Below are 24,432 nucleotides of genomic sequence, written 5' to 3' on the forward strand. Positions count from 1 at the left end.
TCTTCGGCCAGGGCCAGTCACAACGTCAGCACCCAGCTATTCGTCAGTCTCCGACTTGCCAGGAACCTCGTCTTCGCCTTCCTCCACGGAAGGCTCGCCCTCCGAGTTGCTCGGCTCCGCCCGCCGCGGCCTGCGAGAGCGAGTACTTTGCGCCTGGGCGATGATCTCCGCGATGCTCGAGTACTGGGCCTGCTGGGTTTGCGCGATGATCTCCGCGATGCCGGAGGTTGCCACCTTCTGCGATTCGGCAACGATCTTTGCGATTTCGGGAACATGAAGCTGCTGCGCAATGAGCTCGGTGATCGCTGCAGGCGGTTGAATCTGACTGGTCAAGGCGTCCACGACGTTGGGCATCTGGTTCTGCGCGGCGAAGGTCGTGGCGATATCGGGTAACTGCATCTGGTCAGCGAAGCTCGCCGCGATGTCGGTGAACTGATAGTCCTTCAGGGCAGACGTCATGTCCACGTCCACTTGCGCGCGTTGAGCCCGCCGACGCCACCGCGCCCGCATGACGTCACCGGGCAGAGCCTCGGCGGACGTCACCTCAACATCGAGGATCCGTCCCTCGTTCGAGACAGTAATGTCGCCGAACAGCCGCAGCATCTTGGTCTCCTCGCCCCGGACCAGGGAACTCTGCTCCTCCCGAACAAGCTCGATATCTACTTCGGTGTCGACAGCAAACCGCGCGGTCCATCCAGCTTCTCCGCGGCCGGCGGCCTCGCTGAACCGCCACCCCTCAAGTGGTTCTCGTGCCCCGACAAGGTGGGCGGCCCTGGTCAGCAGGGGAAGAGCCGCCTGCTCGGGATCCAGCTCGAGCCATCGGGCCATCTCCACGAATCGTTCCGCGAGCGCGCTCTTGTCGAGGTGATCGACCAGCTGCGCGAGGTCGGCATCCGATATCGGCGCGAACCGGGCCGCGAAGTGCTGCTCGAGCCGTTTCGCGCTGACCACATAGTGGACCCTGCCCGCCAGACCACGACTCTCCAGCTCAGCGACCAGGTCGCGATGAAAGAGGATCGGGCAATCATCGCGCTCGCCGGTGCCATCACCAGTCCAGCTACCTACCTTCGGACCGAAGTCCTGGTGGTTGTCGCTGATGAACCACACTTCCTCATCGGCGTTGTCCTCCGCGATCGCCAGCACGGTCAGCCAGATCAGGGTGTCACGAAACCCGTCCTTGACGACCTTGCCGTCCTTTCCGCGAGGGCTATACGGAGGATGCGTTTCAGACGCCCGCCTGGCCAGGACCATCAGATCGGTGGGCGGCGGAGGCACGATGGTCGCCTCGATGGACTCCAGGTAGTCACGAAGCCACTGCTCGTATTCTGCTGAGCACTTGTCGATCCCGGCGAGCATCGATTCCTGCATATCGTTGAGGCCGAACTCGCCGACCTTCAGCTCTGATACCTGTTGACGGCGCCTGTCCCATGTTCTCTTGACGAGATTCACCGTCTCCATCAAGACGACTTCAGGCACTGCGAACCGAAGTTCCCAGTGGTCCCTGTTCTTGATCAGGGACTGCCACTCCTCGCTCTTGAGCTTCGGGGAGTCGGCGAGGATGTTGGTGTCGGCAACGACTATGGCCACAGCACTAAAGTCGTCGCCGCGGCAGCAACCGTTACCCGTTGTTGTCAACTTGCTTCTCAGCTTGAACGCGGCGGCATTCGGCGGCCTGGCGTCGCAGCTCCTCGGCGTTTGCCTGGGTAGTGCGCAGCCGCATCAGATCTTCGGGCATACCTACCAGCCTCGCCATTCAGAGCGCTCTGCGTCACGCCGCCTTTCTCCCTGCTCGTCCCGTCCCTAGTCGCCGCCGCCGTATCCCTGTGCACGCCCCGGAAGCAGAGGCCGGCTCAGGCGAGCATCGGCCCGACATGCCGTGTACTGTGCGGAACAGGCTGGGCGGGCGCGCTTTCGCCGCAACCGGCTGGGCCGCGACCGCCTGGTGAGCGGATCGATGGTCATAGCAGTGCCTCGGTTGGAATGCCTCGGGGCGCGGGATGATTAGGGGTGAGTGCGGCTTGACCGGCGAACGTGTCGAGGACGCAGCAGGGGGCGTCCCAGTCGTGAGCTCGGCGCCTGATGACCGGCAGTTGCTGGGCGGCCAGGCGCGCGACGCGATGCGGTCTTGCCTGCATCGCCACCGCAATGGCGGCACTGTGGTCGTGTGTGGCTTTCCCGGATCCGGCAAGACCACCGCATCACAATTCGCGGCCGAATACCTTGATGCGGTCCGGCTGGACAAGGACACCTTCGCGCCCCTGCTGGAGGAAACCGTTGCCGAGCGGTTGACCGGCGACCGCTACGACCGCGATTCGGCCGCCTACCGGTCTGTCGTCGCGCCCGGTATCTACGACGGACTGATCCGCACCGGTCTGACCGTGGCCGACCGCTGCCCGGTGGTGCTCGACGCGCCCTTCCTGTCCCCGATCCGCGCTGCTGCCGAACACCGCCGGAGCCTGGCCGAGCACTTCCGCCTCTTCTACGGACCCAGCGGTGCGCCGATCACGACCATCTGGATCGACGCCCCGGTCCAGGTCATTCGTGACCGGATCGCTGCGCGAGGTCTTGACCGCGATAAGCCCAAACTCGCCGACTGGGAGACTTACCGGACCGAGGTCCTCGACAGCGGAGTCCGCGAGATCGCCCATGAGGTCGTCGATCTCGTCATCGCCAACGGACCCCGCTAGCGCTCACACTTGCGGCGGTCGAGCGTGCGCGTCCAGCGATACCTCCGTGCGCATGAACGCGCGAATCGCTTCCCGGCACTCGTCGCTGGCCTGGTCCAGCGGCGCCCGCACATGGGCCGGGAAACCTGGCAGCCGCGCGCCGAGGGCCGCCTTGACGAACGCGATGTCGGAGATCGGGGTCGCACGCCGGAGTTGGGTGTAGTGGTCGAACCGCGCCTGCATCTGGTCCGCGCGGCCCCGATCGCCTGCTGTGAGCGCCGCCGCGATCGCCACCGGCAGCTCGGCCACGGGGCCGCCGGCGCCGGTGACAACGCCGTCGAACCCGAGGTCGCTGATCCTTGCCCCGAGGCCGTCGTCACCGACCAGCACCTGCAGGCCCGGGGCATGGTGTTGGTAGGCGCGGGTGACCGAGCGATCCTTACCCGAGTCCTTCACCCCGACCAGTAGCGGGTGCCGGGCAGCCAATCGCCCCACCATAGGCGGGTCGAGTGTGAGCTGGGTATGGCGGGGGAAGTTGTACAGCAGCGCCGGAATTTGGCCCGATGCCAGCACCTGATCGAAGAAGGCTTCAACCCCGACCACGCAGACTCCGGCGAAGAAGAACGGCGCGATCACAGCGACGGCATCGGCGTGGTCGTTTGCGTGTTCGACCATGGCGACCGCGTCCGCGGCCGCGGTGGCACCCGCATGCGCGATCAGCTGCGACGGCCACTTCTCCCGGCAGAACTCCACGACCGCGCGCCGCTCCGCTACGGTCAGGCTGGCGAATTCGCCAGTCGTCCCGTTGACAAGGACGCTACGCACACCCGCCTCGGTCAGCAGCTCCAAGTACGCGCCCAGTGCGCCGAAATCGATCCGAAATCGGGAGTCGAACGGGGTAACGACAGCTACCACGGGAGACCACATCATGACGTCGTTCTACCCGTCGTGGTGTTGTCGTCGCCATCGATCACCGCATCTGGTGAGTCCGGCAGACAGCGATATGCCCGCTTCTGCCCCGGTGGGCGGCATTCAATCCGGATCACGGCCTGGCCGTCGTCGTCGTGGCCGGGTACTCCTCTGTAGTTTGCGCCGGTGGGGTGGCCACGGCTGGGCGACCGTGGCCGTGGCCACCTCAGCGCTGGTCAGTCGTCGTTGTCGTTGCGCTCAGCGGCAGCGTCCGCTCGGTCGACGAAGCCACTGGTGGCGGTGTCCGAGTCAGGGTCACGTTCGGCTGCGTGGGCGATTCGGGCGGCGGCTTCGCGGTGCATGGGCGTACTCATGATCGGGCCTTTCGGAATGGGGCGGCCGGACATCACACCTACAGCAGAGAATCCGGCCGCCAGCGGTGTATCAATGGCGTCGGCCATACGGGCAAAGCCTCGCATTCCGATTCCCGCCATCGGCAAAGCCTGACGCGAGCCCGTGCAGCCGCCGCCGTTGCGCTCCGGCCCGCCAACGACGAGCCACCCCAAAGGGGGAACCACCACTGGCGTCCGGCCGCGGCAACGGCTTCACCAGCCTCTAGCGTCACAATCCAGTATGGCACCGCGCGCTGACAAGCACAGTGCGGGCTCGTCCAAGCACAGAACGCGCGGTCGCGGCCTGTGGAGACCGTGGATCGTGCGCATCCAGATCCCCACAGGCCGCCCCCTCGACATTACCGAGCCGAGATCCGACCCCTACCTGGTGACCGTAGGCGTGAGGTCGGCGGAATCTATGGTCACCAACCATATTCGGAGTAGAGATGCCCGGATTCGCTGGGCCCGAGCGCGACACAGCAGTCGACAATCATCGCATCCGGTAGATCACTCCAGGCGAACCATGCCAGCCCTGCCCACTTACCCGGTTCGCCCTTCGACGATTCTCTGGCCCACCGGATGGTGATGAAGAAGAACTCGGCCCGGCCGCCGCCCGATGCGTTGTGCATGACATGGCCGAGTACACATCCTGCGCTGCGACGCGCACCCCGACCTCTACCCGCACTCCGCGATCACAGCGGCCGTGGCAGTCTCACCCACTTCTATGCCGCCAGCGGGAAGGTGTCAAGCCGTCGTCGCCGATACCGGTGTTGCGCGCGCAATCCAAGCGGTTGAGCGTCAGGCCCCTCGATCGGCGTTCGAAATGGAGTTGCGCATCACTGCTTGACCGGACGCGCCTGCCCAAGGCACCGGCAGGCATGGGAGGCCTCGCTGTAACGGTGACACAACATCTTGGTCAGACGTCTATATGTTTGCCCACGCAGTGCGAACATATGTTCGAATGGAGAAGTCAGAGTTTCTCATCTGCACTGAATCCGCTGCGATATCAGTGCTTTTGCCACCATTGGAGGGCTCACATGCATCAATTCCACAGCTCCCGTGACGGGCATCGTCTGCCGTGCCGGTCGATTGCTCGATCGGCTTCGATCGCTGCGGCCGTACTAGCTGTGTCAGGCGCGATTGGCGTCGGCCCGGCATATGCGGATCCGACGCCATCGCCGCCGAGCCCCTCGACGTCCTCCCCCGCCGAGGACGACCCGGCTGCGACCGGCGCGTGGAAAGCAACCGAGAACCCTAATGCCACAGTCGTTCCCGGGAAGATGAGGTCAGACCGTGAAGCAGTCCCGGAGGGGTTCACCAAGGAGCAAGCCGATATGGCTGAGACCATGGAGGCTGCAGCGGCCGGGGGTGGTGACGTGGAAGCTTTCGTCACGCCGGGGTGTCAGGTGTACTGGCCGGCGCCCTATGAGGTGTGCGGGGCGATCAAAGACAAGTACAACGAGCTCGGCGGCCCCAACAGCTTCTTACTGTGGCCCACCACAAACGAACTGACGAACCCAGACGGCGTCGGGAAGCGGTCGGTGTTCCAGAACGGCCCGATCTACTGGGCTCCCTGGGCCGGAGCACACCCGGTGGTCAACCATTTCTTCGCCGCGTGGCAGCGCAATGGGTGGGAGGCCGGATGGCTCGGCTACCCAACGACCGACGAAATTCCCAGTGCCAATGCCGGCCGCCGCCAAGAGTTCGACCACGGCGCCATCTACTGGCACTTCAACGAAGCATACGCAGTCGGTGGCGCGATCCGCGACAAGTGGAACACCCTCGGCGCCGAGGGTGGACACCTGGGCTACCCGACCTCCGACGAGATCCCGGTCGCCAAGTACGACGGCCGGTTCAACAACTTCGAAGGTGGCGCCATCTACTGGTCGTCGGTGACCCAAGCACATTCGATCGATGCAGGGATTCTGGCTGTCTGGCGGTCCCGGGGCTCCGAGGCCGGGCGACACGGCTATCCGATCACCGACACCTACGCCGACCCAGGCGGTCAAGGCTGGGTCACTCAGGACTTCGAACAGGACCGAATCGCCTACTACCGCCCGTTCTGACATTGCCGGAACCCCAACCCAAGGAGCACACCATGACATTCCGGCTACGGAACACCGTACTGCCGATACTGTTCGCCACAGCATTCGCCACCGCCGCGCTGACTCCCGTGGCTCAGGCGCAACCGAGTAAAGCCCCGATTCCGACTACGCCGTGCACCGAGTACGCCCGAGCCCATGCACCGGACGGCTTCAACTGGATCTGCATCGGTGACCTCGCGACATTCACCGAAGACGTTGCACGGGACAAGCAGCCACGCGTGGAGTACGTCGACATCACCACCGGCAAGAAGACCACACTCGACGACCCCAACGCGACCCCCGAAATACCCGAACAGGACGGCCCCTCAACCAAAGCGCGGGTCGACGACTTCCACGCCGTCAAGACCTTCGAACACATCATTTGGCACTATTCCGATGGCACCGAAGGCGCGACGCAGATCAGTATCAACCTATCCCTGCATAACCACAGCGGGGATGTGTCGATCGGCTGGTGGGAGACCTCCGGCACCCCGATCGAGGTGCAGTTCAAGCTACGAATCCGCGAGGACCGGCCGTTGATGCCCGACCTCGATGTGTTCGAGTACGAGAATCCTGACAACTACAACGACGGGTCTCTGCACATCAGCAAGTCGGTCTACGAACCGTACTGGGAGCAAGGGTTCGACGCCTTGCCCTACCCGTCAGAGCCCAAGCGCTACTTCTGGGACATCCACGACATCTTCGTCGCCGCCGAAGGCAAAGGCTGGCTCAGCGCAGTAGGAAGCTCGCAATCCGACCGAGCGACCTGCGACACCGGGCTGTGCAAGTTCATCGCCGGCAACACCTAAACAGTGCCCCCTACTGTGGGCGAATCCATGTGTTTCCCCCACAGTACGCACGTCAGTTGGGCTCTTGGCCCTCGAAATAGGCATGTCCAGTCGTATCAATGGGCCGCGGCGGTACTTCCCGCAGAGTATCGACAATCTTCTTCCACCGGCTGCGTTCCGCACTCAATGCCCGTTCAGCACCAGACCGTGCAGCACCCGCCATCGCCGCACCCTCGTCTTGCGCCATACCAGCGATGCGAGCAGCCTGCGCCTGCATCTCGTCGATCTCGGCCTCGATCGCAGCGAGTACCCCCTCGGCCGCCGCCACCAACTCCGGCGTAACCGGCAGCGCCCGCGCAAAGTTCTCACTCGCTGCCTGCAACGCTTTGCCCTGTCCAAACATCCACCTATTCTGCACCCGCCATCCCGGGCCATAGGGAATTCGATCCGGTGTGCCGTCGACCTTCACTTGAGAGGTTGCCCGAAGGCGGACCCGACTGTCTGACGCTTCGGCGTCCGATCGCCGTCGTGATGCGGTCGTGGACTCCGGCCTTTTTAGGGATATTCGCTGCGTTTCAGGATGGGACCACTCAACGTTGGCACGTAGGCAGAGCTGATTCCGTCGCGTAGGTGCGTGAATGGACCGAGCGCTGGCGGTCGGTCCCGTCGACCGGCAATGCCCAATGGGCGGTTACCTGTGATGCCGTGCTGGCCAGCCGGAACGGTCTCCGTCATTCCGACGTCGAAGTGGTGACCGAACTCGCCTCCTGGACCGTGTCGGATTGGCGTAGCAGTGCCGTCGCCCCGCACGCAGCAATGACGGTGACGCAGTCGGCTTTTCACGAGACCGTCTCGACCGCATCGAGCTCACCCATTCAGCCAATATCCCGCAGTCGTGCCGGGTCGCGACCAATTGAGGCTTTCCGCTCGAAGGGACTATGCGTGCGGCCGACCGTCACAGGGTCGGAAGAAATGACATGCACATGCACGCCCGACTCCGCAGTGACTGACACACGCTGTGCGAGACCGTGCGCTCGAAGGTCTGCCGACTGCGCGGCATCTGGCGCGCTGCGGCTCCAAGACCTCGTCGGCATCTCCATCAACCGATAGCCCCGACATACCTCCAAGGTGCGACTCAAGGCCCGAAACGGCGTCGCCATCTGTGGTTATAGGCCGCGGCTGAGGCCGCGTTCGCGTTCTCGGTCGCGGCCGGTGTCGTCATCGGTGCGTTCCAGTCGCGGCATCGGTTTCGGTGAGTCCGGTCGACGTCCCTCGGCCGCGCGTTGAGCGATTTCCGGGCTGATACCCTGCTCGATCAACCGTCGGCGTGCTGCGTCAACCTCGCGTTCAGCGAATGCTCGATACCGTTCCTCGTGGCTCGAAGTGTGCGATGGCGGATCGCGGGGGCGGTTTCGCTGATGGAACACCGCTAGCTCGGCGACCTCCGGCGCCATCCCGCGCTCGATTCGTGCTTGGATCTGCTGTGCTTCGAGCTGTTTCGCTTGGGCTGCGCGCTCGCGGGCGGCGCGGTCACGATCGCGCAGGATCTGCTGCGGGTCGCGGCCGATCTCCGCGCCTCGTGGCGGTGCCACCCACTGAGTAGCTGCCCGGGCTTGTGCCTCCTTCGCGCCGAGGATCGGGGTCAGCCGCACGATGGTTTGTTCCCGCGCCGCCTTCAGCAGTCGCTGGTGTTCGCGGCGTGCGGCCTCGCGTTCGACGGTGGCGCCGATCGCGCCGATCTTTTCGACCACAGGCCGGTCACGTTCACGCTGAACCGATTCGGTTTCCTGCACGAACGCCTGTGCTTGGGCTGCCGGCAGCTCCCGGGCGGTCTCGTTGTGCATATTCTGCTCGACGGCCTGGATTTTGCCCAGCGAGTACGACAGCCCTAGGAAACTCTCGCGGGCGTTGTCGAGATCGATCGCCTTGTCGCGTTCTTGTCGCGCAATCCGCTCTGCTGTATGGGAGGCCTCTCGGTCGAGGAGCGCGTGTTCACGGGAAATCAGTTCGCGGGTGAGAGCATCGACTTGCTTGGCGCGGTCGGCGTGCTGTTGCCTGAGTCGTAGTTCGTGTGCTTGTTCGAGATCGTGGGCGGCGTGAAAGCGCAGGCCGAGCCCCTTGCGGTCCTCGATCGCAAGGTCGCGTTCGGCTTTCGTCTGCGCGGCCGACATCTCCCGCAGCGTCTGGTGCATGAACCGAAGCTGCTCGATACCGACCTCACGACCTTCGGCCCGTTCCCGCGCGACATGGGCGACGTAGTCGCGCGAGATCCGCTCGACCGACAAGCTCGGCGGTTCACGCTGCGGAATTTTGGCCAGGTTTGCCTTCAGCTCCTGCTGGTGCTCCTTTTCCATCGTCCGCGCACCAGCTTCCATGATGCGCTGGTAGACGCGCTCGTTCATCGGCTTGTGGAGGAAGTGGTTGGGGAACTCCTTCTTCAGCCTCGCGAGTAAGGCGCGGCCCTGTTTGGACATCTCGTTGTCGCGTTCGGCCCGTGTGTAGAGCCGGACGACTTCGCCGGCGCGCAGCAGCTTGTGATAGCCGCGTAACTGCTCGACGTCGCGGTCTTTGAGTGTCCCTGATTTCGCTTCGCTGTTCTCCACCCGACCTGATGGCGATAGGCCCCGCCCGAGGTAGAAGTCCACCCGAATGCTCTTGCCGCCCTGCAGGCCCACAGGCCGGGGTACTTCGCGCTCCCAGCCGGCGCGGGTAAGGCCGAACACAACGTCCATGCCCTTCTCCAAGGTCTTTCCCTGAAGATGCTGGGCGCGCCAGAAGCCGGCGGTCTCCCGCCAACCAAAGGGCGTTCGCGGGATCTCGCCGGCGCGGAGTTTGTCTGGAACGTAACGGTCCAGGTATTGATCACGCTCAGCAGGCGACAGCCCGTCCGGCGTGTCGTCGACCCCCGCCATCGCGCCTACACGTCAGACCCATCGGCCTCGGAGACGAGCCGGTCAATCACGATCCTGTCGTACTCCTCGGGTGTCGGTCGGCCGACCCCCACCCACTCGGTGTAGTCGCCGACCATGTTGTTGTAGACCCAGACGATTTCACTCGGCTCGCGTGGCATCGTCACAAAAGCGGTGCCGACGTAATCGCGGGGGTCGAAGAAGATATCGGTCCACGGAAACAGCAGCACAGCCCAGGACTCGCCGCCCTCATGTTTGCGATCAAGGTGAGCGACGTTGACCCATTTTCCTTCGGTTGCGCGGCGGAAAACCTCACCGATGAACCGCGCGTACCGCTCCCGAGTCTCGAGGGTGTCAGCCGAGTACAGCGTCGTGCGATCCCCGAATACCCGCTCGACATTCTGCTCGACCATCCGCAGCCCCTCGGGGGTGTACGGGTCGTCGAGCGCACCGATCTCAGGTGCATCCTCGGCGAGAAACCGCGCCAGTTCGGTGTCCATCGCTGCCAGCCACTCGCGGTAGACCGCCGCGTGCTGTGCCCGCTCGAACGGTGTCATCCGGTCGTCTGTATTCATCGCTCCCCACTCATCACTACCGGTCCAGCTCCTGCGGATTGTTGCTTGTCATCAAGATCGTCCGGTGACACAGCTTCGGCCTCGTGCGGTCGCGCGCTGGTCGGCGGTTTGAACGGATGCGGTGCAGTTCGACGCGGTCTATGCGGCGCTGAGGCGACCGTGCGATCGTAGGTACTCTTCCTTGTTTCGCCCTCGCCTGCGCAGCTGGTTCCATGATGGGCTCCTATTGGTTCGATCCGGGCGCGAACCCCAGATGGGGGTTGCCCTCCCACAGGCACCCCTCCTGGGTCAGGACCTGGTCGGCCCACACGAGGGCGAGGGTCAAAGCGTGGACCGAGTCGAGCCCTCCGATGGTGGTCACGCGCGCCGGGCCGGGAAGGCCGGTGATCCGGATCGAGCACCCGTATCCGCCGCCACCGTCGAGTTCATCAGGTTGAGCGATCTCGACGGTGACCGGATGGCCGTCCTTGGTCAGCTCACGCACAGCGATCGGGGAACCGAGGAACTCTCGCATCCGCATCAACTGATCCTATCCACGCTCGGCGCCACCACGCCCCATGCCGAACAAGCCCGACAGAACGCCCGGCACTGGCCTGATTGTTCGATGCCCGCATCCTCCGCTGTGCTCGCAGGCGCAATCGGTCGAGACCAACTACACCTTTGCGTGCGAATCCTCCTGCGTGGCCGCCAGATTTCGCAGTTTCGTTGGACAACCACACCATGGCTCTCGTCGTCGCCTTCCTCCATGTTGAGAGCGACGATCACATGGCACTGCTGGCGTGGGACTCCTACCTCTCTGCGGCTGCTGGCACGTCCTGACTGTCAGCGGCCCAAGCGGACCGAAATCTCCTTGTGCCCGAGGGAGACGAAGCTGCCCAGCGGCTCGAGCACGACCGCGGCGTCTGCCTCGCACTGGCTGGCGTCGGGTTCGTAGTGGTTGGCAGTTGCGGGTGCTAGCTGCATGCCGGGAAACCGTTCGACCAGGGCGGGCAGCGCGATGACAGCTTCCAGGCGGGCCAGCGGTGCGCCAAGGCAGTGGTGGACCCCGTACCCGAAGGACAGATGGCCTTGATTGTTGCGTGTGGGGTCGAAGTGTTCGCTGGTGTCACCGTGGCGTTGGGGGTCGCGGTTGGCGGCGATGAACGAGGCCAGGATGGCTTCGCCTTTCGCGATCCGACATCCGGCGATGTCGATGTCGACGACTGCGTAGCGCAGCGGCAGGTTCGGTACCGGGGGCGCGAAGCGCAGGGTTTCCTCGATCAGGTCCCCCCACCCGAACTCACCCGCGCGCAACCGGTCCAGCAGTGCGCGCTCGGTCAGTAGGCGTGTGATGGCGCTATCGAGGAGGTTCACGGTGGTTTCGTAGCCGGCGGCGACCATCAGCAGCAGGGTATGGACGAGTTCGGTTTCGGTGAGCCGGTCGCCATGTTCGTCGCGTTCGGCGATGAGCAGGCTGGTCATGTCCTCGCCTGGCTCGCTGCGGCGACGCCGCACGAGCAGCTCGAGGATTGAGGTCAGCTCGGCGAAGTTCTGGCCGGCGTCGTAGTCGCCGTTCGTGTCGAAGATGCGGTCCACACATTCTCGGAGGCTGGGCTGGAGATCTTCGGGCAGGCCCATGAGTTCGCTGATCACGCGAAGCGGCACTTGCGCGGCAAAGTGCTCCCGAAGATCGACCACCACACCGGCGGGGCGGGCAGCGAGCCAATCCAGCAACTCGGTAGTGATGTGCTCGATTCGTGGCCGCAGCGCCTCGGTGCGCTTCGGCGTGAACGCGGGTCCGATCAGTCTCCGCAGTCGGCGATGGTTGGGACCGTGGGCGGTGAACATATTCTCCACCGCCACCCACGGATACAGCGGCCAATCCGGTTTGATCTTTCCGGCGATGAAGTCCGGCCAATGCGCCCGGGCATCCTTGGATACCCGCGGATCACGAAACAGCGCGATCACCAGGTCGTACTCGGTCACTGCCCAGGCCTGCACCCCGTCGGGTAATGCGACTCGCACCAGGGGTCCGTGCTGGCGCAGCCGCGCCGCTTCTGCGGCAGGATCAGCCCCGGTGACATCCAAGACGATCCGGTCATCAGTCGGGGACACGGGCAGGGCGGTCGGGTCGGTGTCGGTGCGCAGATCGGTCATCGTGTACTCACATTCACTACTGGGCGAGCCCAGCCGGATGGAACCGTCGACAACGGCGGCTCAGGCTCGGTAAATACGGGATCAAACGGAGAGGAATCCGGTGGCTGTGCAATGGCCTGGACGGCCGTTCGGAGTGTGGCCGCGGCGTGAGAGTGGCTGGGGCCGAGGCGTTATCGGATGATGTCGAGCGGTGGGGTGGGAGGGAATACGACCGGCAGTTCGGTCAGGGCGCGGTGGAACGGCCCTGGGCGCCAGGTCAGGTTCGGGGTAGCGAGATGGATGTCGGGCAGCGCGTCGAGGAGTTGATCGATGGCGTCGGCGGCGATCTGGGAGGCCATCTGCCGGGCCGGGCAGGCGTGTGGACCGGCGCTGAACGCCAGATGTGAGGCGTTGCCGGACCTGTCACCGCCGACGATGGCCGGGTCGCTGTTGCAGGCGGCCATGCTGATCAGCACTGGTTGATCCGCCGGCAGCCACACCCCATCGATCAGGACCGGCTGCCTTGGATAGCTCAAGCAATAGTTCGACATGGGCGGGTCGGTGAACAGCACCTCCTCCACTGCCGCGCGTGCCGACAGGCTGCCGCCGAGGACGCTGCCGGCGAACCTGGTGTCGGTGACCATCAACCGCAGGGTGGTCCCGATCAGAATCTGTGTCGGGTCGAAACCGGCCGCGTAGATAGTGACCAGCTGCTGGATCAGCTCCTCATCATCGAGGGCCAGCGGATGCTGCACCAACCGGGTGGCGATGTCATCGCCTGGAGCGCGGCGTTTGAGGGCAATCAGCTCCGACATCGCCTCATCGACCACGGTGTTGATCGCCGCGGCATCGCCGCCGTCGAACATTGCCGCGAACCCGGCAACCAGCCGCTGCCCGATATCGTCGGGGCAGCCCACCATCTGGTTCAGCGCGGTGAACACCAGCGGCATCGTGTACTCACCGATCAACTCAGCGCTGCCCTGCTCACAGAACGTGTTGATCAGCGGGACGGCGATCGCCTCGACCGTGGCGTGCAGGGCGTGCAGGTCGACACCGGCCAGAGCATCGACGGTGGCGTGCCGATACCGTTCATGCGTGGACCCGTCGCTGCGGATCGCGTTGGGCCGCCACTGAACCATCGACTCGATCGGGCAACCCGGCGGCAGGCTGCGCTGCCATGTGCGCGGATCTGCCGGGAAATGCTGCGGATCATGCAGGATACGGATCGCGGTGTAGTAGCCGAGCACCAACGTCGCCGCTACCCCCGGCGCCAACTCAACCGGCGCCAGCGAACCGAACTGCTCACGCAACCGCGCATACACCGCCTGCGGGTCAGCGGCGAACTCAGCACTGTACAGCGGCTGCCTGCCCTCTTCGGGCACCCCGACCGGCGACCCGTGAGTTACAGGGCACACCCCAGCCCCGGATGTGGCTGTGGCCGAGTTCATCGCCGCCCCCGCGCCACTACCCGCCCGGCCGACCGGTCCGCACTCCCATTAGCACCCGGCAGGGCCCGCGACGATGTCTTGACCGCGACGCCACCCAGCATCACCCGCTCCTCCGGGAACGGCTCACGGACCGCCGGACCCATCGGCCACCACCGCTCGAGCTCGACCAAGCCCGGCTCGATCATCTCGAGATCGTGGAAGTAGCCGGCGATCTCCTCCTTGGTGCGGTACCAGCCCGAACCGAGCCCCATCTCGACGAATTGACGTTGCAGCCGCACGGCGAGATCGGCGAGCTCGGAACCGTCATTCGGATTCCAGAAATGGGTGATCGCGACATAGGACCCGACCGGCAGCGCATCGATGTAGGCGCGCATGATGCCCGCGGGATCGAGCCCGTCATCCACGTGATGCAGGATGCCGCACAGGATCAGGCCGAGCGGGCGCTCGAGATCGAGATGCCGGGTGACCTCCGCGTCCGCGAGCAACGTGTTCGGCTTGGTCAGATCCGCCGGAACGAAATGGGTGTACTCGTTGGTCTCGAGCAGCACCCGCCCGTGGGCGTTGCATACTGGATCGTTGTCGACGTAGACGACCGTGACCTCGGGATTCTGGCTCTGGGCGATCTCGTGGGTATTGCCGACGGTGGGCAGACCCGCACCGATGTCAAGGAATTGGTCGATGCCAACAGTGCCCGCAAGGTAACGGGTGACCCGATGCAGCCAGCGCCGGTTCATCTTCGACACATCGCGCTGACGCGGCGCGGCCTGCAGGATCATGTCGAACGCCGCGCGATCGACGTCATAGTTGTCTTTGCCACCCAAGCTCACGTCGTAGACGCGGGCGATGCTCGCCCGAGTGGTATCCACACCGACGGGCTGGCGGACCCCCGTGGTGGGTGCAGGTTGAGACATGTATTCCTCACTCGATCAATAGAATTCGGTGGCCATCAGCTCGCAGCACGCAAACGTCTCTCATGCCCGAGCAGTCCCCTCCGGGCCTCGGCTAGTTGGTGTCGTCGTGGTGGTGGGCGTTGATGGCGGTGATGATCAGCGCGGTCGCGGCCTCACCGGTCACCGACTGCTCGGCCAGCCGATCGAAGACCTCGCGATAGGCGGCCAGGTCGGTGGCGTCGGTCCGGTAAACCGCGACGGTCAGGGTCTCGAGCGCTACCCGATCCCGGTGCAGGGTGAAGGCGGTGACCGGAAGGAACGGCGCGGTGCGGGGAATGATGCCGAGTGTCGTGCCCGCGGGCAGCTCACGCAGCGCACGCAGCTGCTCGATCATCACCTCGCGGGATCCGACGCCGGTGTACAGGGCCTGCTCGGCGATCAGGAAATGGCCGCGCCCACCCGCAGCACGCCACGCCACCTGCCTGCCCACGCGCGCCACCACCGCGTCCTCGACATCATCATCGCGATGCCCACCCAGCTCGAGGCAGGTCGCGATCACCGCACTGGCGTAGGTGCGGGTTTGCAGCAGCCCCGGGATGATGTCGGACTCGTAGCCGCGCTGAATATCGTTGCCGGACTCGACCTCAGCGATGCTGCGCTGCCGGGCAGCGACCGTCTCCAGCGACCAGGAACGAACCGTGGTGTCAGTCATGACATTTGTCCTTCGATGTGCGACAGGCGAGGATCAGGATTTGGTGATGGCGGTGATCACAGTGCGGCCCGCGTGATATCGGGTCGTCACCGTTTGGTTCAGCACTCGCGGCTCCTCGCCGGGGTACTGCACGGTCAACGCGACCTCCCACTCCCCCACCTGCCCGCCACCGACCAGACGCCCGGGCGTGATCTGCACGCAGTACCTGGTCTCGACCGGGGTGATGTCGATCCCGCGCTGAATATCGACCGCCGGCGGCACCGCGGCGTCCTCAGCGACGACCTCACGTGCCATGGCGGCGGACCTGTCCTGGAAATAGCCACGTTGGAACGCGAAAATCGCCGCCGGGCCGTCGGTCGGTCCACCCGGCCCAGTGCCCGAGACCACCTCCGCGCTCCGCCGCTCCACACAATCAGCAGTCGCCAAGGAAGATGGTTGCTCGACCAGCACCCGGACCGGCCATTCGTCCGCCGCCGGCGCTAACGGCGCTGTGGCCGGCGGCGGCTCAGGCTGCGCTGCCAGGCCGATCGCGGCACCGAGCACCAGCGTGACGAGCGCGACGCCCGAGGCGAGCAGGGACCTTCGACGGCGGCCGGAAGTATGATTCATCGTGATCTCCTATGGCGGTGACAGATGCCTGCCTGCACGGCCGAATCGCGTTCGAGACCGGGACATCAGTGGAGAAAGTGACGCCGTGCCGGACAACAGACCGGAAATCCCCGCAGGCGCCTGTCAGTCGGCACGTTGGCGGGGGTCCTTCGTGTTGGCCGACGGATAGCCGGTTCGCTAACCGAGTAGCGGCGGATAAGACGTACAGGGCAATCGCGGTCGGCAATTGACCCATTCGGACCGATCCGCGTACCAGCTAGAGGTCGAAGGCATGAGTCGATGAAACCGGCCGCTCCGGTCCGGCGGAAGTTGGCATCTGTTAGCAGCAATCTCGCCGATCGCTAAGGTGGGGTCGTGCTCGGTAGCCAGCGGCCGTTTACGCCTTCGATGACCCGTACGGTGGTGAGAGCTGCCTGCCAGGAGATCGGGTTACCGAGTGAGGACCTCACGTTTATGCGCCTGGGCCAGAACCTCCTCTACCATCTGCCGGCCTCAGGGATTGTGGTACGCGTCGCACGTGGTCCCAGTTATGAATCCGAGGCGTGCAAAGAGGTCGCTGTCGCGAAGTGGCTTGGCGAGCATGGGTTTCCTGCCGCGAAGATCTTCGACATCGGTCGGCCGCAACCGATCGCTGTCTCGGGTTGCCCCATCACTTTCTGGCATTACATTTCAGGCCGACCGGCCACGGCAGATGAGGCTGGAGTGGTCGGCGACCTTCTGCGCAGACTCCACCGGTTACCTGCGCCCGACGACATCGATCTTCCCGAGTTCCGCCCGTTCGATCGGATTCACGATCGGTTGAGTACAGCACCGATATCAGACTCCGATAAAGGATTTCTGGCCGAGCGAGAGGGAGCGCTGAGGGCAGAAGTTGCGTCACTGGACTACAATCTTCCCTGCGGCGTCAATCATGGCGATGCTCATATCATGAACGTGATGATATCGAGCGATGGTGATGCCCAATTCATAGATTTCGAGGCATTCAATATTGCGCCGCACGACTGGGATCTGGCGAAGACGGCCACCGAGGCGGATATGGGCATGCTGCCTGGACGTTCGTATAGTGAATTTGCGAGGGCCTATGGGTACGATGTCACTCGCTGGAGGGGATTCGATGTACTCCGCTCGGTGATGCAGTTGCGCATGACAACATGGCTGGCCCAGAACGTTGATCACTCGGAGGGCGTCGCTCGAGAGTATGAGAAGCGGATTCGGACGCTACGTTTCGGGTTCACTGAGAGCTGGAGCGGCTTCTAGCGTCATCTTCGATTTTTTCGAGGGGCGATGAATTGAGGATGGCGTGTAGCGAGTAGGTCGACGAATTCCGCTAGTTCGGGCTCATCCATGTGGGGCACTGATCCGGTGAATTTCTGAAGATAATTGACATAGCGATGCGAGCTGAGCCCGTCGCCGCTGTGCAGCGCGCTGGTCGCGAGGTGGGCCGCCTGGTCCAGGTCGCCGGCGGCGAGTGCCACCTCCGCCGCTACCAACTGAATGAAAGCACGCGTGCGCCGCGGGGTAGTGGGCGTCAAGGCGGCCCGGGCGAATTCTCCCGCCTCGGACGGCGCGGCAAGGTCCCGAAATGCGTGGGCGATGTCTCCGGCGAGTTCTGCTGCGTCGTAATAGCCGATCCAATCCGGCTCATCCACCGACCGACGTTCAAACACCCGCTCCGCATGAATGACCGCGGCCGATGCTCCTCGCCGGTCGCCGAGACTGGCGAGCGCGCGAGCTTCCATCATGACGCACATCGTCTCCACTTTTGGTGCACCACGGCCGCGAAGCGCGGCCTGCGCGGCCCGCGCGAATTCGAGCGCCTGACTGTGGTTTCCGATGAAGTTGGACTGGTGTGAAAGGTTGGCAAGAAGCCTGGCGCCCAGCATCTGGTCATGTGCCTCGTCCGCGAGCCGCAGTCCCAGCGAAAAATAACGGGCAGCGACCGCGTGGGAGCCTGCATCGTACGCCGACCACCCCAAGAGCTGGGCTACTTCAGCAGCCGCCGCGTACACATCGCCCCGCATATCCGCGCTGGCGGACCGAAGCTCCGGAATGACATTCGCGTGAAAGTAAGTGATCAGCGTTTCCCGCACGTGGCCTCCCCCGAGCGCGAAATCGACGCTCATGAGGGTCGACGCCGTTGACCGGATTCGCTCCGCGACCGAATCCCCATGGCTTCCCTTCCGATCGGTCAGGTGGCGATCGTCATCGACTGCATAGGACCGAGCGAATAGGTATCCCGTGATGACGCGGTCGGCATCAACCAATTGAGCAGCCGAGTTGCCTAGGTCGTTCTCGCCGTTGTCGAGCCGAGACAAATGCTCCAGGAAGTTCACAGCCTGGTCGATATCGCGCTCATACTTAGCCGACCGCACGAGCACATCGTCGGCATCGGGCAGCCCGAGTACCGCCGCGAGCAATGTCATGTACAGGCGGTCTGGCTTGTTCCGGTTGTTCTCCCATCGAGATATCGCCGTCGTGAGGCTGCGATCACTCATGATACGAACACCGTCGCGCCGCGCTTGGTCCCGAATAGCTGCAACCAGCCGGCTGTAAGACCAGCCTTTTCCTCGACGCGCGGCTCTGAGCTCGTCACCGAGGCTCATCGCATCCCCCTGGGTACAGACGTGCTAACAGTTGCCAACAGGCCGCTGACCTACCTTGGCTGTTCGGCACACGAAAGTATCGGTGTACCACCGGCCCCGGTGCTCAGTTTCCTAACCATAGCAAGCGCCGTCGCCCCTCAAACCGTGCGAATCTGGCCCATTTTGAATGCGCGCAGAAGACGTTTGGCGGCCCCGCACATCCAGGCGACATGCCGCCGCTCCGCCTACCAGCGGATGCATTTGCCGTCTCAGGCCACCAGGTAGCCACCACCACGACCGCCCAGAACTGGCTGACTCCAGCAGCACCGGTGTCCAGTCGACAGCAACACGCCCCGTCGTCGCTTGCCGGACTACCAGCCGATCATCACCCGTTACACCATCGCCCGGATCGCGCCCCTACGGTGCCGAGCACTGGTGGGCGATCCCCGCGAGGCCGGTGCCGACCAGCGAATTGACCGCCCTATCCGAGCCCCGGAGCCCAGTCCCATGTCGACGCCAGATCTCGTGGCACGATTGCTCGTGCAGTAGAACCGGCAGCTTAATGACCCTGGCCGTCGATCTGGAGACGGAGAATGATGTCCAGCCGTACGTCTGACGCACCGACTGTTCTGTCCAACGCGCCTGGCTCGTTCGCGTGGAAGGTGCTCACCGAGCGACATCCCGCACTCATCGACCAGGTCGCTGCCGCCCACCCCTACCCAATCGAGATCCGGCACCGCCTCGATGTACTCGCCGACCAGATCACCGGCACCGTCCACCCGCTTCCTGAGTATGCCGCCGGAAAATCCCAATGGGATAGTTGGGGCGCGACCATGTATGGCAAGCGATGGCTCGACATACCGTTCCTCTGGGCTGAAAGTTACTTCTACCGCCTGCTGCTCGAGGCTGTCGACTACTTCGCGCCAAGTCCGTGGCGCGGGATCGACCCGTTCGTCCAGAAGAGCGTCGAACTGGCCGACCCCGTGCTCGAGGCCGAGCTGACCGAGCTACCCGATATACCGGCCACCGAGCTGGAGCAGCACACAGCCGTGCTCGTACACCGCGCTCTCTGGGGAAACCGGGCAGACCTCGGCTTTCACCTGTCCAACCCTGACGCTGCCGACGCACCGAGCGGCGCCATCATCGCCGACCAAACCGCCTCGGTCGTCGAATACCTTCACAGTTGCTCGACTGGAACGCTCTGCTTGGTCGCCGACAACGCGGGCCGCGAACTGATCCCCGACCTGTTGTTGCTGGACCATCTACTAAGGCTGCACCCCGAACTGGTCGTGCAGCTGCATCTCAAACCGCATCCCTACTACGTCTCCGACGCCACGACCAGCGACCTACTCGCCACCCTGCGCCTACTTCACCGCATACCCGGCCCAGCCAACTCCACTGCCCAACGCCTCACTGCGGCCCTCCGCAATGGAAGGCTCACGCTGCGAACCCCCGAGTTCTATTGCGCTCCCTTACCGTTCCACGACCTTCCAGCCGACCTGCGAACCGCCCTCTCGAAGGCCGACACAGTGATCGTGAAGGGCGACCTGAACTACCGGCGCCTCGTTGGGGACCGGCACTGGGACCCGACAACACCATTCGACCAACTCGTCAACTATTTCCCGTCGACCGTGATCGCCCTTCGCACCCTGAAATCCGATGTCGCCGTAGGCATCGACAACAACACTCTCACCGACCTCGAAACCACCGAGCCGAACTGGCGCACCTCCGGCGCGCATGCTGTCGTGCAGATCAGCCAGCAGCGGTAATCCATACCTCAGTGCGACGGTCCTCTCCAGGGGCCGGTGCACTACAGACCGGGGTCGTCCCCCTATACGACCCCGGCTCCAGCGTCGTGGGAGCGTGCGCGCTGGTGCGCTCTGACTAGAAGTAGTCCCGGAGCATCTCCGTGGACCAATCTGCTTGCCGGACTGGGCCTCGTGGCCCGAATTCGTTGAACCAGGGCTTGATGTCGAGGACTGGCGTGCCGTCCACGGCGTCGAGTTCGGCGACGTGGAGGTCGAGGCCGTCGATCCTCAGGAGCCGGGTACGGGAGACCCCGAGCCAATTGACCCGGCGCATGTTGCGGTGTCCGAAGATTCCGACTGCTGGCCATTCGGGGTTGTCCCGCGCGCTGCGGGCGCCGAAGTGCAGATCCGTTTGGTCGGTCAGGTGGAACCGGAACACGATCTCGAGATGGCTGAATTCCTCGAGCCCCTGGACGGATTCCTCGGTGAAGCGAGGGTCGTCGATCCGGATGATGGTTTCGGTTCCGCCCCAATGATCGTCTGTGGGTTCGCGGCGCCCTCCGACGACGTGAGCGATGGGAACGACTTCGAAGACCTCGTCTGTCATGTTGTGTCCGATCTAGATGGCGTGGGCGGCCAGATACTGTGCGGCCTGGTCGCCAATCTGGTTGATGGCCGCGGTGGTCGAGTTGGAGTGGGCGGCCGTGGCGTTTCGAATATCGCGGGCGACGTTTCGAGTGCGGCCCGATTGCACGCCTTGCATTGCGGTCAGGGCCGAGGACCATGTCGCGCAGGCGAGTTCGAGGTCGCCCTGATCTGCTTGGACTGCCCCAAGGTAGCCGAGGGTGACTGCGTGGGTGCGCGTGAAGGCCGTGGCCTCCCGTTTCCGGACGCTGAGTTCGAACTGGGCGGCGGCGCCGGAGAGGTCGCCTGCGTCGCGGAGCGCGCATGCTGTCTCATGGGCGAGGCTGGCTTCGGAGAAGAAGAACACACGGGCAGGTTCCGGTATCTGGGCGGATGCGGCCGCCAGGTCTTGTTCGGCGGTGAGCAGTGCGCGGGCAGCGTCGGCGGGGCGGTGGGCAGCGCTGAGGGCCTTTGCGTGGACGACCTTGAGTAGTGCGCGCTCGCGGGGGCTTGCGGTGCGGTAGCGGGCACCGGTGACGGATGCTTCGGCTAGGCGTAGCCCTTCTTCCGGATGTCTGAGGTCGATCGCTTGGTGCGCCATGGCCCGCAGGACGTGCCCAGTCAGTGGTGCGTCGTCTGCCTCGGCGGCGAGTTTGGTCGCTGTCGAGAAGTAGCGTTGCGCGACGTGGTGTTCGTCGTTGTCGAAGGCCATCCAGCCGACCAGATATGCGAGTTCGGCAGCGGCGGAGAACATGTCGTTGCGCACGGTATTGTCGGTGTAGGTGCCGTTGAGGTAGCCGACCACTTCGGTGGTGAGGTACTGGACAACCGCAGTTCTCCCGTGGCCCCCGCCCATGCGTTGGTCCATCCGGGAGAACAGCGACATGACCTCGCGCACCGCACTTACATCGGCACGGCCGATGTTCCTGACTGCGCCGCCGACCGTACGGGGGGATGGGTCGATCCATCCCGGCAGCAGCACTGAGGCGCTCAGCGCCGTGGAGTATCCAGCGCGCAGGAATGTGCGTCGTTCCACGTCAGCCTTTCCGAGGTCAGCAAGAGCGGCCACCGGGTCTTTTAGCCCGCCGAATCGCTTCTCGTACCACGCTATGGCATCCGGCGGTGGTGTGCGCTCGCCGGTCTCGAAGTAGGCAAGCGCGGATTTGCTGTAGTGGATCTCGCGCGCAACCGCAGCTAGGGACACTCCCGCAGCTTCGCGTGCTGCACGAAGTTGTGCACCTACGAGTGTGGCGTGGCGGTCCATGCCGTTGAATCTTGCCACGTTGTGGACGGGTTGTGGACGCCGAATGCATAGATCGTCAGGGTCGCAACTGGTTGTCTGATTCGCGACCGTATGCGCTGACACCAGGGAGATCGATATTGCGTATGAGGAGTCGCACGCACGGCGCATCCACAGCGTGGGATACGCACAGCATCAATCACTTCCGCCCCGGCACGAATGACCGTCGTCGTCGGACACCGGTGATGCGCGAATCGCAAACGTCGTCTGTTGACCAGATCCGACCCGTAGTGGAAAACGTCCTTACGAGTTCCGGGCAACTGAGCACTCTCCGATCAATTCGGGCGATGACTCGCAGGTTGCGAGCCTCACTGCTTACCGGAGATAGCAGGTGCGAGCAGGTGGCAGGCGCCGATGCGGCTACGACCAGCCTGCGTTGGTTCACGATCGTCACCGATCGGGGGTCGGCGTGATGATCCTGGCAACCTGTTATTCGATTCATGAAGTCGCGTTCGTATACCGCCAGCGGTACGGCCTCCCGGTCGACGTGGCCGGTGGCCGACCGTCGATCATCACCTCCGGTGACGTGGGTGCTGTGGTGATGCCGCAGGAGGTGGGCCGGTTGGTCCATGAGGAGCTGTCCCAGTCGTCGGCGTGCGCGGTGCCAGTACTCACCCATCCAAGGCATCACCCCTGGGTGTTTCTGGTCCGGCCGGACCGCATCAATCCAGCGGCGGCCCAGTTGTTGAGCCGACATGGCGTTTCGATCGTCGACACCGGCAAACGGGTATGGCTACCGAAGTCGGACTCCCACGCCGACTGGTACTGGGCCAGCGCTCCCGGCATCGTAAGTGCCGGGCGCTGGATGCTCGCTCCCGCCCGCTCACGCGTACTGGGCTCAGCAAAGAGCGTCATCGCGAAGTCGGTGGCGACCCGCTCTGCTGGAGGTATCCGATGACCACCGCGTTGGAGCCCGAAACGGACCTTGCGTGGCTCGACCAGGAAACTCTGCTGTCGGCGATCCGCGGGCATCATGTCGGTCCGCACCCGCTGGCAGGCTGGGCGCACGCGCTCGGCGCGATCCACACACAACTGCTCCGGGACGGGCAGCAGCCGAGCCTGCTCGCCGGCCGCCGCGAGTCGATAGCCGCCATCGACAGATGGTTGGCACCACGTCTCCCGAGACCACATCCGAGTGCGACGGCCCGCCCCGACACCGTCGGCATGGTGATCGACCGGATCGCGGCCACCCAAGTCCAAGCGTTGGACGAACTGATGAATCGGGCCGCCGACCACCCAGTTGTGCACGAATGCTGGTGCCGACTCGCGAAACTGGTCGAGGACTACACCGACCTCATCACCGCGATCGACCGACGGTCCTGTTGGCTGCCCACCCTGACCGTGCTGTGACCGGGGTGCCCAGCGCAGAGCAGGTGCTCCAAGCGTGCCGAGGATGTCCCGCCGCCGTCGCGCGTCATCCGGTCTTGTCCGCCGCTGCCGAGCTCGCCGAACTCCACGCTCGGCACACGGGGCACCCGCGCCCGGATGTGGATGAGATCGACTGACAGCGCTCCACTCTCATGGTCGTCATCGACAAGTGGGTTACCGCGTCAACACTGACACCGTTCCCCGCGACACGGGTCCACACCGAAACCGTCGGCCAGGCGTTTGACCGCATCGCCCAATTCACCGTCGACGCCTACCGAGCCCTCACCGGCACCGCCGACGACGAATACCACCACGTGTGCGCTCGCCTCGCCGACCTCTCAACCGCCTACCAGGACCTCATAGACGAACTCGCTGCAGGCACCCGCCGACTGCCACGACTCGACCACCTCACCACCTAGCACCCACGGAGCACCGATGCCCTCACCCTCCCCCTCACCGACACCTCCGCTGGCACCCACTGCGGAACGGCGCGATCAGTGGATGATCACAGGAGCCGCATGCCACCTCCCCGACGCCATCACCTCCACCGCGCAGGCGCGGTTTCTGCTCTCGCTTCATGCCGGGCACGGCCCCGACTGCCCACAGTTTCACACAGCCCTGACCGCGCTCGACTCATCCACGACCACCACGGGCTCCGCGCCAGCAGCCGCATCCACGGCAAGCAACGCTGCCGCACCCAACGAAATGACCGA

The 24,432-nt window shown here is 64.4% G+C and carries 24 protein-coding genes; 8 read left to right on the forward strand and 16 right to left on the reverse strand.

The genetic code is table 11. The annotated features are described in order from the left end of the window. Positions 1 to 36: 36 nt before the first annotated feature. Positions 37 to 1,587 (reverse strand): PIN domain-containing protein, encoded by a 1,551-nt coding sequence (locus AC5W7N_RS18910; RefSeq protein ID WP_130915537.1) that lies wholly within the window; start codon positions 1,585 to 1,587, stop codon positions 37 to 39. A gap of 476 nt (positions 1,588 to 2,063) precedes the next feature. Between AC5W7N_RS18910 and AC5W7N_RS18915 the strand changes: the two genes are divergently transcribed. Further along, positions 2,064 to 2,687 (forward strand): P-loop nucleotide/nucleoside kinase family protein, encoded by a 624-nt coding sequence (locus AC5W7N_RS18915; RefSeq protein ID WP_165448785.1) that lies wholly within the window; start codon positions 2,064 to 2,066, stop codon positions 2,685 to 2,687. Between the two features lie 3 nt (positions 2,688 to 2,690). Here the strand turns inward: AC5W7N_RS18915 and AC5W7N_RS18920 are convergent, their stop codons facing one another. The 3 genes from AC5W7N_RS18920 to AC5W7N_RS18930 form a co-directional block, all read right to left on the reverse strand. Further along, positions 2,691 to 3,581: a dihydrodipicolinate synthase family protein gene (locus AC5W7N_RS18920; protein ID WP_165448784.1), complete on the reverse strand. Its 891-nt coding sequence runs from the start codon at positions 3,579 to 3,581 to the stop codon at positions 2,691 to 2,693. 230 nt (positions 3,582 to 3,811) lie between these two features. Further along, positions 3,812 to 4,069 carry a hypothetical protein gene (locus tag AC5W7N_RS18925; RefSeq protein ID WP_130915534.1) on the reverse strand — a complete coding sequence of 86 codons (258 nt, stop codon included), beginning with the start codon at positions 4,067 to 4,069 and terminating at the stop codon, positions 3,812 to 3,814. 320 nt (positions 4,070 to 4,389) lie between these two features. Then, on the reverse strand, positions 4,390 to 4,596 hold the full coding sequence (locus AC5W7N_RS18930) for an NUDIX hydrolase (RefSeq protein ID WP_130915533.1): 207 nt from the start codon (positions 4,594 to 4,596) through the stop codon (positions 4,390 to 4,392). A gap of 705 nt (positions 4,597 to 5,301) precedes the next feature. Here AC5W7N_RS18930 and AC5W7N_RS18935 point away from each other — a divergent pair. Next, positions 5,302 to 6,033 (forward strand): LGFP repeat-containing protein, encoded by a 732-nt coding sequence (locus AC5W7N_RS18935; protein ID WP_232052003.1) that lies wholly within the window; start codon positions 5,302 to 5,304, stop codon positions 6,031 to 6,033. A 32-nt stretch (positions 6,034 to 6,065) separates the two neighbouring features. After that, positions 6,066 to 6,860 carry a hypothetical protein gene (locus AC5W7N_RS18940; protein WP_130915532.1) on the forward strand — a complete coding sequence of 265 codons (795 nt, stop codon included), beginning with the start codon at positions 6,066 to 6,068 and terminating at the stop codon, positions 6,858 to 6,860. Positions 6,861 to 6,912: 52 nt separating this feature from the next. Here AC5W7N_RS18940 and AC5W7N_RS18945 read toward each other — a convergent pair whose 3' ends face one another. From AC5W7N_RS18945 to AC5W7N_RS18985, 9 genes are all read right to left on the reverse strand, one after another. Beyond that, positions 6,913 to 7,242, reverse strand: coding sequence for a hypothetical protein (locus tag AC5W7N_RS18945; RefSeq protein WP_130915531.1), 330 nt, complete (start codon positions 7,240 to 7,242; stop codon positions 6,913 to 6,915). A 763-nt stretch (positions 7,243 to 8,005) separates the two neighbouring features. After that, positions 8,006 to 9,751 carry a hypothetical protein gene (locus tag AC5W7N_RS18950; protein WP_130915530.1) on the reverse strand — a complete coding sequence of 582 codons (1,746 nt, stop codon included), beginning with the start codon at positions 9,749 to 9,751 and terminating at the stop codon, positions 8,006 to 8,008. A gap of 5 nt (positions 9,752 to 9,756) precedes the next feature. Continuing rightward, a complete protein-coding gene (locus AC5W7N_RS18955; RefSeq protein ID WP_130915529.1) occupies positions 9,757 to 10,323 on the reverse strand; it encodes a hypothetical protein in 567 nt (188 codons plus the stop codon). Between the two features lie 223 nt (positions 10,324 to 10,546). After that, positions 10,547 to 10,843 (reverse strand): DUF6968 family protein, encoded by a 297-nt coding sequence (locus AC5W7N_RS18960; RefSeq protein ID WP_130915528.1) that lies wholly within the window; start codon positions 10,841 to 10,843, stop codon positions 10,547 to 10,549. 302 nt (positions 10,844 to 11,145) lie between these two features. After that, positions 11,146 to 12,459, reverse strand: a complete 1,314-nt coding sequence (locus AC5W7N_RS18965; protein ID WP_130915527.1) for a cytochrome P450 family protein — start codon at positions 12,457 to 12,459, stop codon at positions 11,146 to 11,148. Positions 12,460 to 12,629: 170 nt separating this feature from the next. Next, on the reverse strand, positions 12,630 to 13,886 hold the full coding sequence (locus AC5W7N_RS18970; RefSeq protein WP_130915526.1) for a cytochrome P450: 1,257 nt from the start codon (positions 13,884 to 13,886) through the stop codon (positions 12,630 to 12,632). Continuing rightward, entirely contained in the window at positions 13,883 to 14,752 is an 870-nt protein-coding gene (locus AC5W7N_RS18975; RefSeq protein ID WP_232052002.1) for an SAM-dependent methyltransferase, read from the reverse strand. Before AC5W7N_RS18975 ends, AC5W7N_RS18970 begins: the two co-directional genes overlap by 4 nt. 136 nt (positions 14,753 to 14,888) lie before the next feature. Then, positions 14,889 to 15,488: a DUF5753 domain-containing protein gene (locus AC5W7N_RS18980; RefSeq protein ID WP_130915525.1), complete on the reverse strand. Its 600-nt coding sequence runs from the start codon at positions 15,486 to 15,488 to the stop codon at positions 14,889 to 14,891. Positions 15,489 to 15,521: 33 nt separating this feature from the next. After that, positions 15,522 to 16,097: a DUF8176 domain-containing protein gene (locus tag AC5W7N_RS18985; RefSeq protein ID WP_130915524.1), complete on the reverse strand. Its 576-nt coding sequence runs from the start codon at positions 16,095 to 16,097 to the stop codon at positions 15,522 to 15,524. Between the two features lie 354 nt (positions 16,098 to 16,451). On the opposite strand from AC5W7N_RS18985, the gene AC5W7N_RS18990 reads away from it, so the two are divergent. Then, positions 16,452 to 17,354, forward strand: coding sequence for a phosphotransferase enzyme family protein (locus tag AC5W7N_RS18990; protein ID WP_130915523.1), 903 nt, complete (start codon positions 16,452 to 16,454; stop codon positions 17,352 to 17,354). Positions 17,355 to 17,356: 2 nt separating this feature from the next. Here AC5W7N_RS18990 and AC5W7N_RS18995 read toward each other — a convergent pair whose 3' ends face one another. Next, positions 17,357 to 18,700, reverse strand: a complete 1,344-nt coding sequence (locus tag AC5W7N_RS18995; RefSeq protein ID WP_130915522.1) for a helix-turn-helix domain-containing protein — start codon at positions 18,698 to 18,700, stop codon at positions 17,357 to 17,359. 575 nt (positions 18,701 to 19,275) lie between these two features. On the opposite strand from AC5W7N_RS18995, the gene AC5W7N_RS19000 reads away from it, so the two are divergent. Beyond that, positions 19,276 to 20,448: a damage-control phosphatase ARMT1 family protein gene (locus tag AC5W7N_RS19000; RefSeq protein ID WP_130915521.1), complete on the forward strand. Its 1,173-nt coding sequence runs from the start codon at positions 19,276 to 19,278 to the stop codon at positions 20,446 to 20,448. 115 nt (positions 20,449 to 20,563) lie between these two features. Here the strand turns inward: AC5W7N_RS19000 and AC5W7N_RS19005 are convergent, their stop codons facing one another. Both AC5W7N_RS19005 and AC5W7N_RS19010 read right to left on the reverse strand, forming a co-directional pair. Then, the gene (locus AC5W7N_RS19005; protein WP_130915520.1) at positions 20,564 to 21,034 is read right to left on the reverse strand and encodes an SAM-dependent methyltransferase; all 471 of its coding nucleotides are present in this window, start codon (positions 21,032 to 21,034) and stop codon (positions 20,564 to 20,566) included. A 12-nt stretch (positions 21,035 to 21,046) separates the two neighbouring features. Next, positions 21,047 to 22,255 (reverse strand): NsdA family TPR-like regulatory protein, encoded by a 1,209-nt coding sequence (locus AC5W7N_RS19010; RefSeq protein WP_165448783.1) that lies wholly within the window; start codon positions 22,253 to 22,255, stop codon positions 21,047 to 21,049. Between the two features lie 508 nt (positions 22,256 to 22,763). On the opposite strand from AC5W7N_RS19010, the gene AC5W7N_RS19015 reads away from it, so the two are divergent. From AC5W7N_RS19015 to AC5W7N_RS19025, 3 genes are all read left to right on the forward strand, one after another. Beyond that, positions 22,764 to 23,249 (forward strand): hypothetical protein, encoded by a 486-nt coding sequence (locus AC5W7N_RS19015; RefSeq protein ID WP_130915518.1) that lies wholly within the window; start codon positions 22,764 to 22,766, stop codon positions 23,247 to 23,249. Then, complete coding sequence (locus tag AC5W7N_RS19020; protein WP_130915517.1) at positions 23,246 to 23,701, forward strand: DUF4254 domain-containing protein; 456 nt, start codon at positions 23,246 to 23,248, stop codon at positions 23,699 to 23,701. The genes AC5W7N_RS19015 and AC5W7N_RS19020 overlap by 4 nt, the downstream gene beginning before the upstream one ends. A 170-nt stretch (positions 23,702 to 23,871) precedes the next feature. Then, entirely contained in the window at positions 23,872 to 24,138 is a 267-nt protein-coding gene (locus tag AC5W7N_RS19025; protein WP_130915516.1) for a DUF4254 domain-containing protein, read from the forward strand. Positions 24,139 to 24,432 lie beyond the last annotated feature (294 nt).

The organism is Nocardia sp. CDC519 (assembly GCF_059509835.1).

Coding starts and splice junctions, on each gene's coding strand:
- AC5W7N_RS18925 (WP_130915534.1), bottom strand. CDS start 4,069: ATGGCGGGAATCGGAATGCGAGGCTTTGCCCGTATGGCCGACGCCATT.
- AC5W7N_RS19025 (WP_130915516.1), top strand. CDS start 23,872: ATGGTCGTCATCGACAAGTGGGTTACCGCGTCAACACTGACACCGTTC.
- AC5W7N_RS19000 (WP_130915521.1), top strand. CDS start 19,276: ATGTCCAGCCGTACGTCTGACGCACCGACTGTTCTGTCCAACGCGCCT.
- AC5W7N_RS18930 (WP_130915533.1), bottom strand. CDS start 4,596: ATGCACAACGCATCGGGCGGCGGCCGGGCCGAGTTCTTCTTCATCACC.
- AC5W7N_RS18965 (WP_130915527.1), bottom strand. CDS start 12,459: ATGACCGATCTGCGCACCGACACCGACCCGACCGCCCTGCCCGTGTCC.
- AC5W7N_RS19015 (WP_130915518.1), top strand. CDS start 22,764: ATGATCCTGGCAACCTGTTATTCGATTCATGAAGTCGCGTTCGTATAC.
- AC5W7N_RS18960 (WP_130915528.1), bottom strand. CDS start 10,843: ATGCGGATGCGAGAGTTCCTCGGTTCCCCGATCGCTGTGCGTGAGCTG.
- AC5W7N_RS18970 (WP_130915526.1), bottom strand. CDS start 13,886: ATGAACTCGGCCACAGCCACATCCGGGGCTGGGGTGTGCCCTGTAACT.
- AC5W7N_RS19005 (WP_130915520.1), bottom strand. CDS start 21,034: ATGACAGACGAGGTCTTCGAAGTCGTTCCCATCGCTCACGTCGTCGGA.
- AC5W7N_RS18935 (WP_232052003.1), top strand. CDS start 5,302: ATGGCTGAGACCATGGAGGCTGCAGCGGCCGGGGGTGGTGACGTGGAA.
- AC5W7N_RS18955 (WP_130915529.1), bottom strand. CDS start 10,323: ATGAATACAGACGACCGGATGACACCGTTCGAGCGGGCACAGCACGCG.
- AC5W7N_RS18945 (WP_130915531.1), bottom strand. CDS start 7,242: ATGTTTGGACAGGGCAAAGCGTTGCAGGCAGCGAGTGAGAACTTTGCG.
- AC5W7N_RS19020 (WP_130915517.1), top strand. CDS start 23,246: ATGACCACCGCGTTGGAGCCCGAAACGGACCTTGCGTGGCTCGACCAG.
- AC5W7N_RS18995 (WP_130915522.1), bottom strand. CDS start 18,700: ATGAGCCTCGGTGACGAGCTCAGAGCCGCGCGTCGAGGAAAAGGCTGG.
- AC5W7N_RS18980 (WP_130915525.1), bottom strand. CDS start 15,488: ATGACTGACACCACGGTTCGTTCCTGGTCGCTGGAGACGGTCGCTGCC.
- AC5W7N_RS18940 (WP_130915532.1), top strand. CDS start 6,066: ATGACATTCCGGCTACGGAACACCGTACTGCCGATACTGTTCGCCACA.
- AC5W7N_RS18985 (WP_130915524.1), bottom strand. CDS start 16,097: ATGAATCATACTTCCGGCCGCCGTCGAAGGTCCCTGCTCGCCTCGGGC.
- AC5W7N_RS18950 (WP_130915530.1), bottom strand. CDS start 9,751: ATGGCGGGGGTCGACGACACGCCGGACGGGCTGTCGCCTGCTGAGCGT.